The organism is Bacillus cereus group sp. BfR-BA-01382, assembly GCF_022663475.1.
Lineage (GTDB): Bacteria > Bacillota > Bacilli > Bacillales > Bacillaceae_G > Bacillus_A > Bacillus_A thuringiensis_S.
Genome location: NZ_JAKUFQ010000125.1, coordinates 1 through 14175, shown reverse-complemented (window position 1 = coordinate 14175; position 14175 = coordinate 1). Strand labels below are relative to the sequence as shown.

Below are 14175 nucleotides of genomic sequence, written 5' to 3'. Positions count from 1 at the left end.
AGACACTTCGAAAAAGAAAAATCCAAAACTGTTAGGTTTTTTATCTAGAAAAAAGAAAGAAGCACCACCAAAGGTAAAGAAAAGTATTGCGGAAATTATGCAAATTGTAGACATGACAGAGGATGGCATATTTGAACTGAAAAATGAGGAGTTTTTAGAAATTCTTCAAGTGGAAGGTGATGATATGTTCTCTAAGAATAGCGACGAGCAAGCATTTGTTATTTTCTCACATGCGTATTTTTATCAAGCCTACAAACAGTCCATTAAACTCGTTTTTTTAAACTTCCCATGTCAAACAACTGAACAGCAACGATATATAGAGAAGAAAATAAAAGAATGTACCAGTCCTTTGTATGAGCGGATTTTAAATCAGAAGTTAAAAGAACTTCAGTTTTTAGAATGGGGCAGAACAAATCGGGAAGCCTTCTTATTCATTTACGGAGAAACGGAATTAATCGTAAAAGAACGTGTAGATGCAGCAAAGCGATATATCAAACGCTCTACTGAACTATTAGAGGTGGATGAAGAGAAAAAGTTAGAGCTTATGTTTAAATTGTTTAATCAAAATGCAAAATTAGGAACGAAAAATATATGGTAGTAAGGGGGAAACAATATGTTTGCGTTCAAAAGTAAAAAATCCAAAAAGGAAAAACAAGAAGAACTAAAAAAGAAGAAAGGCTACAACCCTTATTTAGTGGCTAGAGTTCAGCCACAAGGGGGAATTAGTTTTAAAGAAAGTTATTTTCAAACAGGTGATGGATTAGGTACTTGCATTCATGTCTATGATTATCCAACAGAGGTAAATGATTTTTGGTTAGAGCAAATTATGAATATGCCAAATGTGATCACAACATTAGATGTCATGAGTGATAATCGAAATGAAGTTGTTGAATCGATTAATAAATCCATGAGTGAACAAAGTGTTCGACATGATACAGCGAAGGATAATATAGATCGGATCGATGCGAAAAATGAATTTTTAGAGCTGGAAGCTCTCTATACGGATTTGAAACAAGGTGAGGTCATGAAACGTATTCACATTCGTATTTATGTTTCCGCTAGAACAATAGATGAGCTAGAAAAACAAGTAAAAGAAATCCTGGAAACATTAGAATCGTATAACTTTCGAGGAGCTGTCTTTTTAAATGAACAAGAGTATGAATGGGATGCACTCGTAACGAGCTTTGATACACAAAAAAATTATGTGAACCGAAGAAAAGGGAAAGAAATTCCGGCAGTCAGTTTGGCTGGTGGGTGTCCGTTTCATTATTCTTATTTGCACGATCCATACGGTACGTATTATGGAACAACGAAAACAAAAGGAAATGTTATTTTTGATATCTTCCATAAAGATAATCAAAGAAAGAGTTATAACGGTGTAATGATTGGAAAATCTGGTGCGGGAAAATCAACATTGTTAAAAAAGAAATCGGTGGATTATGCAAGTAAGGGTCACTTTGTTCGAATATTTGATGTTGTAGAAGAGTTTACAGATACAGTAGAAGAGCTAGGTGGAAAGACAATAGCGTTAGATGGATCACAAGGTCAGATTAACCCACTTCAAGTATATAAGACAGCAGAAAGTGAGGAAGTTAGTTTTACCCAGCATTTATCTAAACTGACAATTATTTATCGATTCATTGCGCCAGAAGCAAAAGATGATGAAATTAAAGAATATGAAAATTTGCTTCGTAAATTATATATTCGTATGGGATTATGGAATGACGAAAAAGGAGCGAAAAATGAAATTACAACAAGAAAATCAAAAGAATATCCGATTTTCTCTGACTTTTTAATGTTTGTTCGTAAAGAACTATATCAAGATGTAGAAGCTAGAAAGCATCATGAGAATTTAGGAGAAAGCAGAAAACATCGTTTAGAATTGATTGAATTAAATCTTGTAAATTTAGTAGAAGCATATGCAGAATTATTTGATGGGCCTACTACCATTGAAGATTTCAAAAAAGAACAGGTTGTATCTTTTTCCTTACGGAATATATCCAGTTTTAAACCAGAGGTATTCCAGGCACAGATATTTAACGTGTTAAATCTCCTCTGGAATGAAATGATTTCAAATGGTGCGCCTCAATTAAAAGCCTTTAACAAAAAGCAACTTGCTTTTGAAGATGTAACTCGTTATTTCATTATTATTGACGAGGCGCATCATATCATAAACACAAAAAAAGAAAGCGCTCATGCGCTACAATTTTTAACAAAACTTAGTCGTGAAGATCGAAAATACTTTGCAGGTCTTTTATATGCAAGTCATACAATTCGAGATTTTGTACCGGAAGGATCTTCACAAGAAATGATTGATGAAATTAAAAAGTTATTTGAACTTACACAGTACAAATTTATTATGCAGCAAGATAATAACAGTTTAGATATGTTACGAAAAGTATTTGCAGGGCAGTTAAGTGAAAGTGAGATTGCAGCGATTCCACATTTGCCAACAGGGGATGTCATCTTAAGTATTGGGGCTGTAAAAAACATTCATTTTCATGTAGAAGTAACAGATGAAGAATTGATGTTATTCGGGGGAGGTGCTTAATACTATGCATCTAGTTTTAAAGATTATACCAAAGAAATGGCTCATCACTTTAGCACTACTTGTGATGGGTCTTTTTTCTTTTCTTTTACTTGGAGTAGTAAGCATTTTTATTGCGGCAATGGGTGGCGAAAGTGGAACAGACACGGGTGATATTACCTATACAGGTGAAGGGCAAGTCATGAATGTTTCACCCGAAGTTTTAAAATGGGAGCCAACTATTCGGAAGCATGCGAAAGAGTTTGGTGTGGAACCGTTTGTTGCTTTAATGCTTGCACAAATGATGCAAGAGAGTGGAGGACGTGGTAGTGATCCAATGCAGAGTTCTGAAGGCGCATTTAATACGAAATATTGTAAATCACCGAACTGTATTACAGATCCAGATTACAGTATTTGGGCTGGTGTTCAGGAGTTTAAACATGCGATAGAAAGAGCCGGAGTAACGAGTCCTGGGGACATGGATCATATTAAAACAGCCATTCAAGCCTACAATTTCGGGACAGGATTTTTTGATTTTGTTGGTGCAAATGGTGGCAAGTACACAAAAGAATTAGCAATCAAATTTTCACAACAACAATATCAAAAAGTGAAACATACAGGAATGTACCATTGCCTTAGACCAGAAGCCGTACCATATCAAGCGTGCTACGGCGATATTTTGTACGTTGACGCAGTTTTAAAATATTATCAGCCAGGTTCTGTCGTTTCTGGTGGCGGAGGAAATCCAGGAAGTGGAGGAAGTAGCGGTTCGAAAGTTGCTGATGTAGGTCGCCAATGGATAGGACGTTCTACCTATGTATTTGGTGGAGGACGTAACACAAATGACATTGCAAGAGGGATATTTGATTGTTCAAGTTTTGTACGTTGGGCATTCGAACAAGTAGGGATGTATACCAGTCCGATAGGAGCTGTAAGTACGGAAACATTAAATAAAATCGGTACAAAAGTATCAGCAAATGATATGAAACCGGGTGATGTTATTTTCTTTGATACTTACAAACATGATGGGCATGTTGGCATTGTAATTGATAAAAATACTTTCATTGGTTGCCAAACGAATAAAGGTGTTTCTATTGAAGATTTAAATAATCCGTATTGGAAAAAGGTCTTTTCTGGTCATGTAAGAAGGTTCTAAAAACCGAAAGAATAGGAGACTAAAAGAATGAAAGATAAACGAAAATCTTTGTTTATTGTGTTTGTCATTTTAGTTGTAGGTGTAACAGCTTTTAATATCTATTTGAGTAAAAAATCAATGAGTGATGGTAAAGAAAAACAGTTAAAACTTTCAAATGAATTACTAACAAAGCAAAATGAAGACTTAAAAAAACGACTGGATAAGGTGCTTCCTTCCGCACAAGAACAACAGAGAAGGGCGTATTTATCGACAGCCGAAACGTTTATTCAATTATCATTTCATCGAGAAAAAGAAGGCTACAGTGAGCGAAAAGAAAAAGCAAAATCCATTATGAGTGAAGAACTTTTACAACAATTTTATCCAACTGATAAATACGAACTAGGAGATACGTATAAAACAAAACCAATAGAAATGAAGTTTTATTTACAAGAAAATGAACCGGATAAAGAGGAAGTAAATGTGTTAGCTGAATTTATAAATGTCACGACAGATTCAACGCAAAATCGAGAAGAAAAAGTAAACAATGTGTTACGAATCATCATGAAAAAAGATAAGGAAACATGGCGAGTTACAAGTGTGGAAGAGTTAAATATGAAAGTTTTATAACGAAAAAGGTGGGGTGAGAGTGTGATAGGTGCAATTGGTAAGAAGAGTGAAAGAATCAATCTAAGAAAAAATAAGTCGTGGATCTACTTAACAATTATCAGCTTTCTATTTTTGGGTTTTTTCGCTTTCTTGACATCAAAAATTTACATGCCAAATGATGAAAAACTATTCCATACAGAGACAAATAAAGTAATTAAGTTGTCGGGTATGGGGAAATTGATTGTAGAGAAAAGGGAATACAATCCACATAAAAACTTTATACAAATTTACTTTCGATTAGAAGGATATGAGGAAACAGGATATACATTTAAAGCACAGCAAAAATCAAATCCAGGTGTTCAATTACCTGTCAAAGTATTGTATGAGGAGAACGGAAAATACGTTGTAGAAGTAAAAGACTTATCTCCGAATTGGGGAGCGTTAGCTTTTGATATTTACAATAAAAATAGTGAGAAAGAACAAATGGATATTCGTAAATTTACACAGGATGTGAACGAATATGAAGAAGAAAATGCATCAACAAAAAGTCCAAATAAATTAGTTCAAACGATTTTTACCGATCAAAGAAAAACAAAAGCGAATGACGAACTGATAGCTGAAGATAAAAAAACATATGAGCTAGATTTTATAGAAAGAGACAAAAAGGATATCGAAACAAAGATAAAAAATTATGGGAAAGCAATCAAACTGGAAGAAGAAAATGCGAAGACAGTTTATGAAAAAGTAAAAGAATTACAAGATGAAATGAAGTACCAAACTGAAGCAGAAAAAACGGAAACACAATCAAAAATAGCATCCTTAGAATCTAAAATAAAATCATCAGAAAAGAACGTGGAATTGTTTAAAGGGGAACAAAAAATTGCACGAGATAAGATCAAAAAGTTAGAGCAAAAGGAACAAGAAATTAATAAAAAGTGAAAAAAGATATAGGGACACAATGGGGACGTTGAGGTGAAATAAGGGGACATGAAAGGGACGTTAAGAAAAAATAACGGGACATGATGGAGACATTAATAAAAAAAAATAGGGACGTAATGGGGACATTCAACTTCTTTCCTTGTTCCCATCGTTTTGCTAGGCTTCGCCTAGCTTCACACCTTAGGTGGGAACAAAAACCCCTTATGCTCTTCTCACTATTTTTTGATCTCTACCCAGATTTGCAGAAAGGAGAGGGAAAAGTGGAAATCAGAATTAGAGAAGTAGATCCAATTGCCGTAAAGAAAATAGATGAAATTGCAAAGAGGAAAGGATTATCCCGGCAAAAATTTTTGAAAGCTCAAATTGAAATGCTGGCATTTTTTCAGCAGCAAAATAAAAGGGAAATGGAATTAGAAAATCTCATTGAAAAGAACATCCATATGATGAGTGATTGTTATAGCGCAATGGAAAAAATGAATGAGTTTATTCAACTGATGATGCAGGATATTGAAAATGAGTAATGCGGTTCCTGTTCAGTCTTCCGTCACACCGGGTGTTGTTTTAAAAACGAAATTTGTGTTACCAAGTTCCGATGCGTTTCAGAACTATATTGAGTATGTAGATCGAGAGGAAGCGAAAAGTGAAGTGAAGCTGAATCCGAAAATGTTCGAAACGTATCAAGACTATATGGGGAATTCAGAAAAGACATCGGCACTATTTACGGAGCACGCAAATCGTTTAACAGAAAGTGAGAAAAAGTCCTTAAAGGAAATGTTTAAAACCGCTCATGAGAATGGAAGTATCATGTGGCAAGATGTCATTTCTTTTCATAATCCCTGGTTAGAGAAACAAGGGATTTATGATGAGAAAACAAAAACATTGGATGAAAAAAAGTTAATGGATGTAACACGGCTTGCGATGAAGGAAATGCAAAAAAGAGAGGGGATAGAAAAAAGTTCAATCTGGTCAGCAGCTATTCATTTTAACACGGACAATATTCATATTCATGTAGCAACTGTTGAGCCATTTCCAACAAGAGAACGTGGTAAAAGAAAACCAAAAACATTAGATGCGATGAAGGGGAAAGTCGTAAATAATCTATTAGATCGTAAGCAGGAACAAAAGCAAATTAATGATCTGATTCGAAATAATATGGTAGGAAGGAAAAAAGAGGATTCCGTTTTTGATTGGCGTAATCAACATCTGAAACCGTTGTTTTTACAAATCTATAAACAGTTACCAAGTGATAAAAGACAGTGGCAATATAGCTACAATACGATTCAATCATTAAAGCCGGAAATTGATAAATTAAGCAGTAGATATATTCAACATCATCATAAAAAAGATTACGATCAGTTTCTCAAAAAGTTAGATAAAGAAGTGCAAGTTTTTAAAGAAGCATATGGGGAAGGAAAGTATGATAAGAAGCAATATGAAAATTACAAGACGAATAAAATTAATGACTTGTATAAAAGAATGGGTAACGCCTTTTTACAAGAAATGAAGGCATATGATAAAGAACAAAAGAGAATCCATCATTTGAAAAAATCAAAGCCGTTTCAAAGATTCCAACAGAATGTATCTATTCAGTATTCTATGAGGAAAGTGGAACGAGCTTTTAAAAGTGAATATGAAAGTTGGAAGAACCAAAAGTATTATGAGCGTATGCAAAGGGAAAGTGCATATGAAAATGAAAGGGGTTAGATCATGGGGAATGAAAAAATTCGAATGAAATTATCGTTGAGTGAAGATGTACATCAATACATTCAAGACTATATGGATGAAAATAATATTACACATCCAGGGGATGCTATATCGAAAATTTGTATGGAGCATCAAGCATCAAAAACTTCAGAATGGTCATTGAATTATATTTCTGAAGTTGTATCAAGAAACTTACACGATGTGTTGAAAAGTGAACTAACAAAAATTCGTCTTGGTGCAAATAGTGCGGATAGAAATACGCAAATTTTAATTGAATTATTAAATGGTTATTTCTTTTTAGAGGGCGTAGATAGTCTTATTACGACTGATAAACAAGAGATGGGAAGTGTGAAGATAGCCAAAGAAGTTGTAGCGGAACGAATTAGTAATGCAAGACAAAAACGTATAGATTATGAGGCATCAAAGAACAATGTAACGTAAGCTACATTGTTTCTTTTTATAAAAAAACAGGAGGTTAGTAGGATGTTATTATTTCATGAAGATATCGCATTAGGGGTCATTAAAGAAGTAGGGGAAGGTGAACTTGTTTTACTAGTAAAAGAGGAAGAACTAACAATCAAAATTACACGAGAACAAGAGGAAGAACTTGCAGTTCATGTCATGAATCAAGAGAATATGTTAGTTCCGGTTAATGTAAAAACTCATGAGCTTTTCTTTGATACAGCTGAGAGCTGGAATGAAGAAGAAATGGAGGAATTACAAAAAGCGAGTGAAAGAGTAGGAGAAGATCATGAGTAAAAGTTATAAGAAAAAGTATCAAACGAAATCACCAGAAGAAAAGAAAGAAGCGGTGCAAGCTTTAACAAAAAAGATGGAAAAAAGCGTAGAAGGTTATTTTCGTACACCGGAAGATTTAAAAGAGTACTTAACCTTTATGGCAAAGTTTTATCACTATTCACCATCTAATATTTCATTAATACAAAGTCAATTCCAGGGAGCCAGTGCAGTTGGTTCCTTTTCTTTTTGGAAAGAAAAAGGATTTCCGGTTAAGAAGGGTGAGAAAGGAATAAAAATCCTTGTTCCAAACCGAACTGTAGCAAAATTTAAGGACAAAGAAGGCACTTGGAAAACAGTAACTAAGGCAAATGAGGAAGAGAAGAAACAAATTGAATCTAAAAGCGTAGAAGTGATGCCTGGTCGCTTATATTTTGCTGTCGGTCATGTGTTTGACCTGTCTCAAACAAACGCAAAAGCGGAAGATCTACCTCGTATTTTTCCGAATCGTTGGCTAGAAGGGAGCGTTACGGATTACCAGAGTTTGTATAAAGGAATGGAAGCCATTGCGGAAAAAAACGGTGTAAAAATTATTGAGCCGAAGCAAGAACTTGGGGTCGCAAAGGGAGTTAGTTACACCTTAACAAAAGAGGTTGCTTTGAATCCTAGAAACAGTGAATTACAAAATGTTAAAACACTTCTTCATGAATTGGCACATGCCAAACTTCATACAGCAGAGACACATATGAATTACACAGCACCAGAAAAAGAGTTTCAAGCAGAAATGACAGCTTACGCTGTTTCTTCTTATTTTGGAATTGATACAAGCGAATATTCATTAGGATATTTAGCGAGCTGGACACAAGGAAAAGAAATGAAAGATAAAACGAGATTATTAAAAGAAGTACATGAAACTTCGATTGAATTTATTGAGACAATTGAAAACACATTAGAAAAGGAAAAAGAACAAATAAATGAAAAAGAGGTGGAAAGTATGGCAAATCAAAATGAAAAACAGGACGAAAAAAATATTTTATTGGTCGAATTTATGAGTTTAAGTAACACGACACAAAAACTTGTTTCTGTTGCAGAGTTAAGGGAACAAGCAGATAGGAACCGTGAGTTTGAACCTGTAGAAGGTGGAGAAAAATTGAGTGATAAAGAATTTATTGATGCATTTAACGTGGCAAATCAAGAAAAGTATGCAGCACTAAATCAAAATGAAATAAATCGTCCAACTATGTTAGTTCAGTGGAGCGAAAACGAAAATTTTAAAGGTAGTCAGTTGATTCCATTTGGAGAGGCCAATGAAAAAATGGCTGAAGTCATTAAAAATATTGAAAAAGCAAAAGAGGAAGCAAGAGAAAGGGATGAATACGTACCATATAATAACACTCGTTATCATATTGCCATTCCAAAAGAAGTAGATAGAGATTTTGGGAGAATGGAGCTTGTGAGTATGGATCGTTTGGATATGGGGGATGGGGACTACAAGACACCGTATGAACAAGTATTAAACGAGAAAAGGTATTTATCGGATGAAGTAAAACAAGCGTTACGAGATGAAGTGATGAATTATAGAAATAACAAAGAAATACCGATGGAAAAAGCACAGGAAAGTACAGTAGAAAAACTGAAAGAGACACCCAATCACTTAGTTACAATTGAAGTATTAGCAAACGGTATACAAGATGAAGAGCTTGCAAGAATCCACATGATGGATGCTGTTACAAAAGATATTGATTATTTATCTGTATGGAATCAAGATTCAACAAATCGGGAAGATTTATCTGTTTTCCTAATGGAAAAGAACGGGAAACGAGAAGATTACCCCTTAGATAACATTTTGAAACCAGATTTATATGAAAAGGTTCAAAGTTCTATCTTTGATGGGAGAGGAAATTTGTCATTTGTTGTTTATGAAAAGGATGCAAATATGAGTCTAGATGAATTGGTAAAGGATGAACGGTATGGAAACTTAGTTGATAAAGCGGAGGCACAAAAAGATTACTCATTTAATGAAAAAGAAGTGGAATTATATAAAGAAATGAAAAAGGAAGGATATGCACCTATTGTCTCTTTAGATCAACAAATTCAACTTTCAAAAGAAAAAGAATCAACTACACTAGATAATGACTTAAGCCGAAAATTCGAAGCATACAGACGTTCACAATATGAAGAAACACCAGATAATATTGATAGTATTGTCACTCGTGTAAAAGCTGAAGAGCGGTATTATACAACGAAATATGTTTCGATTGATAATGAGCTGGTAAGCCAGGAACACGTAGTAAAATTAGAAAATCAGGTGGATGAGAAGCTTGGGAAAGAAGGAATAACAGTGAATCAGTCTACAACCTCAAAGGTAATGGATATAGATAAAAAATTTCAGCCATTGAACGGAAAACAAACGAATCATAAAGAAAAAGACAAAGAGCCAGAGCCAGGTAATGTAGATCAGTCGAAGTCTACAAAGAAATCGAGTAGAAACAAAGAAACAATGGAAATGGAACGATGAAAAATTGTATAGCAGGAACACCAGATTAAATCATTTTTTGTTACTCAATTGAGAAAACGAAAAGTGATTTTTTTATATCTAAAAATGAAAGAGGGTGAAAGGAAAAGTCCTCTTTCTTATTTATAGAAAGAAAGGAGAGAATGCCATGAATGTATGGCTGTTTGCGGGCTGTATGTTCCTTGTAGCAGTCTTTTTGAACATATTGCTATTATTATTTGGTCAGATAATAGTGAAAAAGCGATGAAATAAGAAATGGAAGCGTGAAACTGAAATTAAAGATTAATAGGAGGCATTACGTATTGGGAAAACATTACTTATTGCTGAAAAGCCGAATGTAGCTGTTGAATTATTAAAATCACCTAGATTTAGAAACTTACAGAGGTATCTAGGGAGCAAGCCGTATTATGTGAGGTTAAGTAGAAAATTACTTATAGAGGGAGTATCTCAAAACATGCGTCATAAATACACTAATTTCTTACATATAAATGGTATAAGGCTTGTCTTATAAAATTAGTTTTTGCAAGAAAGGAGATATACCTTGAAGAAAGTATTGTTATTTGGCGATCCAGGTATTGATGATTCTTTAGCTATCATATATGGTCTACTAAATCCTAAGATTGAAATTGTTGGAATTGTTACGAGTTACGGTAATGTTACCAAAGAACAAACAACTCGAAATGCCTTGTATCTTTTGCAATTGGCTGGAAGACAAGATATCCCTGTTATAAGTGGTGCAACTTTACCATTTTTCAATGGATTTACTACTTATTATCCAGAAATTCATGGTGCAGAGGGACTTGGTCCTATTCGGCCTCCTGAAAGTGTAACAACTAGTCCTGTTCATGATTTTAGTTTAATTCCTAAAATTATTGAAAAGTACAAGGGAGAGTTAACAATTATAGATGTAGGAAGATCTACGTCCCTTGCGATGGTATTAAATATTTGGAAAGAACTAATGCAAAGTGTAAAGGAAGTATATATCATGTCTGGAGTGTTCTTACAACCCGGAAATGTCACATCTGTAGCAGAGGCAAATGCATATGGTGATCCTGTTTCAACACAGTTTGTAATTAACCAAACAAAAAATTTAACAATGATTCCTTTAAATGTAACAAATTCAGCTGTATTACTCCCAAACGAAGTGAATTATATTGTGGAACATACAAATAGTCCATTCAAATCATTAATCAAACCAATCTATGATTATTATTACGGTGCCTATAAAAAATTGAATAAAAGTATTAAAGGCGCTCCTTTACATGATGTAGTTGCAATGAGCGCAATAGCTAACCCTAGTTTTTTTCAATATATGTATCGTAAAGTAGAAGTTGATTTAAAATCTTTTAGAGGACAAACCGTTGCTGATTTTCGTTCAGATGCAGAATCTACAGGAGTTCGCATTGGTTTAAAATTAAATCAAAAATACTTTATTAATGATTTTATAGAGACAATGGTAGGGAAGCAAAGGTATTAATATTAAAAATTCATTTCCTTTTATAGTATTGTAAAACCTTATGAAAATTTAAATTTGAGGACGAAGGTAGTTATAAAGTAAAAAACAAAAAAGAATTTTACTGATTCAAAAATGCGGTGTTTAAGTATTTTGTTAGTAAAGCTCTTTTTTTATATCAAGACAATAAGTAGCAAAAGAGGACTAGGAAACGGAATAGTCCTCTTTTTTATTTCATTTTATAGAGTAAAGGGGGGATTCCGTAATGGCATATGTCAGTGCGGAGGATGCGATGAAAGCAAGAAAAGTTGACTTGATTTCATATTTAGAAGCAAAAGGAGAAACGTTTAAGAAAGAAGGAAATTATTATCGTCATACGGAACATGATAGTCTCATCATTAAAGGGAATCAATACGCCTGGAATAGTCGAGGAGAAAAAGGGTATGGAGCGATTAGCTTTGCCATGATGTACTATGACATGACATTTCCACAAGCTGTGATGGACATTCAGAAGGGGGACTACAAAGAGTTTGATCTTTCAAAAGCTGAAGAAGAGCGTAAAAAAGAGCAGCAGCCATTTAGTTACCCAAAACACCTGGAAGTAAATAAGCAAACAGAGATAAAGGAATATCTAATTCATAAACGGAAAATAGATCCTCGCCTGGTGAATTGGCTGATTAAAAAGGATCTCATTGCCCAGGATAAGAAAAATAACGTGGTGTTCAAATGGAGAGAAGAAGGAGGCAAAGGGCAAGTCATTGGAATGAACCGTCAAGGTACAGTCAAAATGGAGAATAAAAGAGGAAGCTTTAAGCAAATTGTCCCGAATTATGAAAAAATCAATGCCGGTTTTACGGTTGATTTAGGTAAACCGGATAAGATTTATTTTTATGAAGATCCTATCGACATGTTATCTCATTGGAGTATCAAACAAAATAAGATACAAAACGCTCGCCTGGTTTCTATGCATGGATTGAAGTCAAAAACAGTAATTCAATCTTTAATGGATGCGAAAAAAGAAGGGCACGATATTAAAGAAGTCATTATGGCAGTTGATAATGATAAAGCTGGGAAAGACTTCATTCAGACAATGAAATGCTTTGTAGATCTTAAAGAGGATATTCCAACGAATGAAAAGGATTGGAACGATGTCCGGAAGAAACAAGTGAGTGAAAAACAGGCAAAAGAAACAGCCCAACCAAAGAAAATGAAACCAATTAAAGAGGTGGAGCGAAGTGTCTAATCTACCAGAAATGCCAAACATATTACAAATTTTGATGTATGGTTTTATCCTTTATGTTCTTTTTCATATTTGTAAATTTATGTACCGGAAGTTCCAGGAGCGAAGAATATTAAAGCGAATGGCTAAGTCCGGTATTCGTTATATAGATAAAATGGACGGACATCAATTTGAAGTATATCTAAAAGCTCTCTTTCGAGAGTTGGGTTATTCTCCAACAGTCACAAAGCAGTCAAATGATTTCGGAGCAGATCTGGTATTGAAGGGAAAAAATCGTATTGTAATCCAGGCGAAACGCTACGGAATGAAAAATAGAGTAGGCATCAGTGCCGTACAGGAGATATATGCAGCACAAGCCTATTACAAGGCACAAGAGGGCTGGGTTGTAACGAACAGTGTGTATACAAGGCAGGCGAAAGAATTAGCGGAAGTTTGTAATGTAAAACTAATAGATCGTGTAGAACTTCAGAAATTGATTAATAAAATCAATCCCGAATATTCGGCTGAAGATGTGTATCAAGGGGTAACACCTGCAGCACGGAAATGTCCAACATGTAAACATGGTTTAGTCGTTCGTAATTCAAATCAAACAGGAAATACGTTTTTTGGCTGTTCACAATATCCGACATGTACACATACAGAACCAATCAATACATGAGCTGTGATGAAAATCCAGCTCTTTTTCTTTTTATTTAGGCGCTGTTAAAAATACTGCAAATGAATAATCCTCTATTATTTACGCAATCTAATCCATATTATGCAGTAAGTTTGGAGTTAATTATATGTTTAAATGGAAACTGTTAATGACATTTTGCGGAGTTATAATGATGGTTTTATTTACATCTCCAATAGAAGGAAAGGCAGAAAATATATCTAATAAAGATTTTTATGATTCTTATAATACTTTATTAGCTCCTTACGCAAGTGAGATTATCCGAAGTAAACTTGGACCAGAACACCAGTATAGTTTAACGGATACAAAGATTATAAAAATTGAGCGTTCTCAAAAATATACCTTGACCTTTATTGTAGTAGCTAAATATAGAACGTATACTAACGCTCACAATCCACCTAATCATGTTGTAACAATAACTTATAATGTTAGTCCAAGTGGGGTAAAAGTTATCGATTTCAAACAAAAAAAGAAAGAAAGTGAGTTTACAACTCATTTTCTTTATCAATAGGCAGAGTAGCAGACTTTTGGAATTCAAATAAAACAGGAAATAAGTTTCTTGGTTGTTCTTACTATCCAACATGTACACATACAGAACCAATTCATACATGAGCTATGATGAAAATCCGGCTCTTTTTTTATTTGTTT

The 14175-nt window shown here is 34.2% G+C and carries 14 protein-coding genes and 2 pseudogenes; all 16 read left to right on the top strand.

Annotated elements, in window-relative coordinates:
* Positions 1-598 (top strand): hypothetical protein (locus MR160_RS29675; protein WP_242298890.1); only part of this gene is annotated, 598 nt, incomplete at its 5' end.
* Between the two features lie 15 nt (positions 599-613).
* The gene (locus MR160_RS29670; protein WP_065486272.1) at positions 614-2551 is read left to right on the top strand and encodes a VirB4 family type IV secretion system protein; all 1938 of its coding nucleotides are present in this window, start codon (positions 614-616) and stop codon (positions 2549-2551) included.
* Positions 2552-2555: 4 nt separating this feature from the next.
* Positions 2556-3683: a bifunctional lytic transglycosylase/C40 family peptidase gene (locus MR160_RS29665; protein ID WP_242298889.1), complete on the top strand. Its 1128-nt coding sequence runs from the start codon at positions 2556-2558 to the stop codon at positions 3681-3683.
* 27 nt (positions 3684-3710) lie between these two features.
* Positions 3711-4289 carry a hypothetical protein gene (locus tag MR160_RS29660; protein WP_000653493.1) on the top strand — a complete coding sequence of 193 codons (579 nt, stop codon included), beginning with the start codon at positions 3711-3713 and terminating at the stop codon, positions 4287-4289.
* A 21-nt stretch (positions 4290-4310) separates the two neighbouring features.
* A complete protein-coding gene (locus tag MR160_RS29655) occupies positions 4311-5207 on the top strand; it encodes a hypothetical protein (protein WP_095691643.1) in 897 nt (298 codons plus the stop codon).
* Between the two features lie 260 nt (positions 5208-5467).
* Positions 5468-5728: a hypothetical protein gene (locus MR160_RS29650; protein ID WP_098161881.1), complete on the top strand. Its 261-nt coding sequence runs from the start codon at positions 5468-5470 to the stop codon at positions 5726-5728.
* Positions 5721-6911, top strand: a complete 1191-nt coding sequence (gene mobP2 / locus MR160_RS29645; RefSeq protein WP_242298888.1) for a MobP2 family relaxase — start codon at positions 5721-5723, stop codon at positions 6909-6911. Before MR160_RS29650 ends, mobP2 begins: the two co-directional genes overlap by 8 nt.
* A gap of 3 nt (positions 6912-6914) precedes the next feature.
* Positions 6915-7352 carry a hypothetical protein gene (locus MR160_RS29640; protein ID WP_242298887.1) on the top strand — a complete coding sequence of 146 codons (438 nt, stop codon included), beginning with the start codon at positions 6915-6917 and terminating at the stop codon, positions 7350-7352.
* Between the two features lie 42 nt (positions 7353-7394).
* Entirely contained in the window at positions 7395-7670 is a 276-nt protein-coding gene (locus tag MR160_RS29635; protein WP_242298886.1) for a hypothetical protein, read from the top strand.
* Positions 7663-10164, top strand: coding sequence for an LPD25 domain-containing protein (locus MR160_RS29630; RefSeq protein WP_242298885.1), 2502 nt, complete (start codon positions 7663-7665; stop codon positions 10162-10164). The genes MR160_RS29635 and MR160_RS29630 overlap by 8 nt, the downstream gene beginning before the upstream one ends.
* A 298-nt stretch (positions 10165-10462) precedes the next feature.
* Positions 10463-10570, top strand: a pseudogene (locus MR160_RS35405) (DNA topoisomerase I); the annotation flags it as partial.
* A 132-nt stretch (positions 10571-10702) separates the two neighbouring features.
* Positions 10703-11638, top strand: coding sequence for a nucleoside hydrolase (locus tag MR160_RS29625; protein ID WP_242298884.1), 936 nt, complete (start codon positions 10703-10705; stop codon positions 11636-11638).
* 241 nt (positions 11639-11879) lie between these two features.
* Positions 11880-12857 carry a DUF3991 domain-containing protein gene (locus MR160_RS29620; RefSeq protein ID WP_242298883.1) on the top strand — a complete coding sequence of 326 codons (978 nt, stop codon included), beginning with the start codon at positions 11880-11882 and terminating at the stop codon, positions 12855-12857.
* Positions 12850-13512 (top strand): restriction endonuclease, encoded by a 663-nt coding sequence (locus tag MR160_RS29615; RefSeq protein WP_242298882.1) that lies wholly within the window; start codon positions 12850-12852, stop codon positions 13510-13512. Before MR160_RS29620 ends, MR160_RS29615 begins: the two co-directional genes overlap by 8 nt.
* A gap of 124 nt (positions 13513-13636) precedes the next feature.
* Positions 13637-14038: a DUF3888 domain-containing protein gene (locus MR160_RS29610; RefSeq protein ID WP_242298881.1), complete on the top strand. Its 402-nt coding sequence runs from the start codon at positions 13637-13639 to the stop codon at positions 14036-14038.
* Between the two features lie 20 nt (positions 14039-14058).
* Positions 14059-14139: pseudogene (locus MR160_RS29605) on the top strand (restriction endonuclease); the annotation flags it as partial.
* Positions 14140-14175: the final 36 nt, after the last annotated feature.

Bases quoted from the DNA above. Each gene is read 5' to 3' on its own strand.
- MR160_RS29670 (WP_065486272.1), top strand. From the start codon at position 614: ATGTTTGCGTTCAAAAGTAAAAAATCCAAAAAGGAAAAACAAGAAGAA.
- MR160_RS29665 (WP_242298889.1), top strand. From the start codon at position 2,556: ATGCATCTAGTTTTAAAGATTATACCAAAGAAATGGCTCATCACTTTA.
- MR160_RS29660 (WP_000653493.1), top strand. From the start codon at position 3,711: ATGAAAGATAAACGAAAATCTTTGTTTATTGTGTTTGTCATTTTAGTT.
- mobP2 (WP_242298888.1), top strand. From the start codon at position 5,721: ATGAGTAATGCGGTTCCTGTTCAGTCTTCCGTCACACCGGGTGTTGTT.
- MR160_RS29640 (WP_242298887.1), top strand. From the start codon at position 6,915: ATGGGGAATGAAAAAATTCGAATGAAATTATCGTTGAGTGAAGATGTA.
- MR160_RS29635 (WP_242298886.1), top strand. From the start codon at position 7,395: ATGTTATTATTTCATGAAGATATCGCATTAGGGGTCATTAAAGAAGTA.
- MR160_RS29630 (WP_242298885.1), top strand. From the start codon at position 7,663: ATGAGTAAAAGTTATAAGAAAAAGTATCAAACGAAATCACCAGAAGAA.
- MR160_RS29620 (WP_242298883.1), top strand. From the start codon at position 11,880: ATGGCATATGTCAGTGCGGAGGATGCGATGAAAGCAAGAAAAGTTGAC.
- MR160_RS29610 (WP_242298881.1), top strand. From the start codon at position 13,637: ATGTTTAAATGGAAACTGTTAATGACATTTTGCGGAGTTATAATGATG.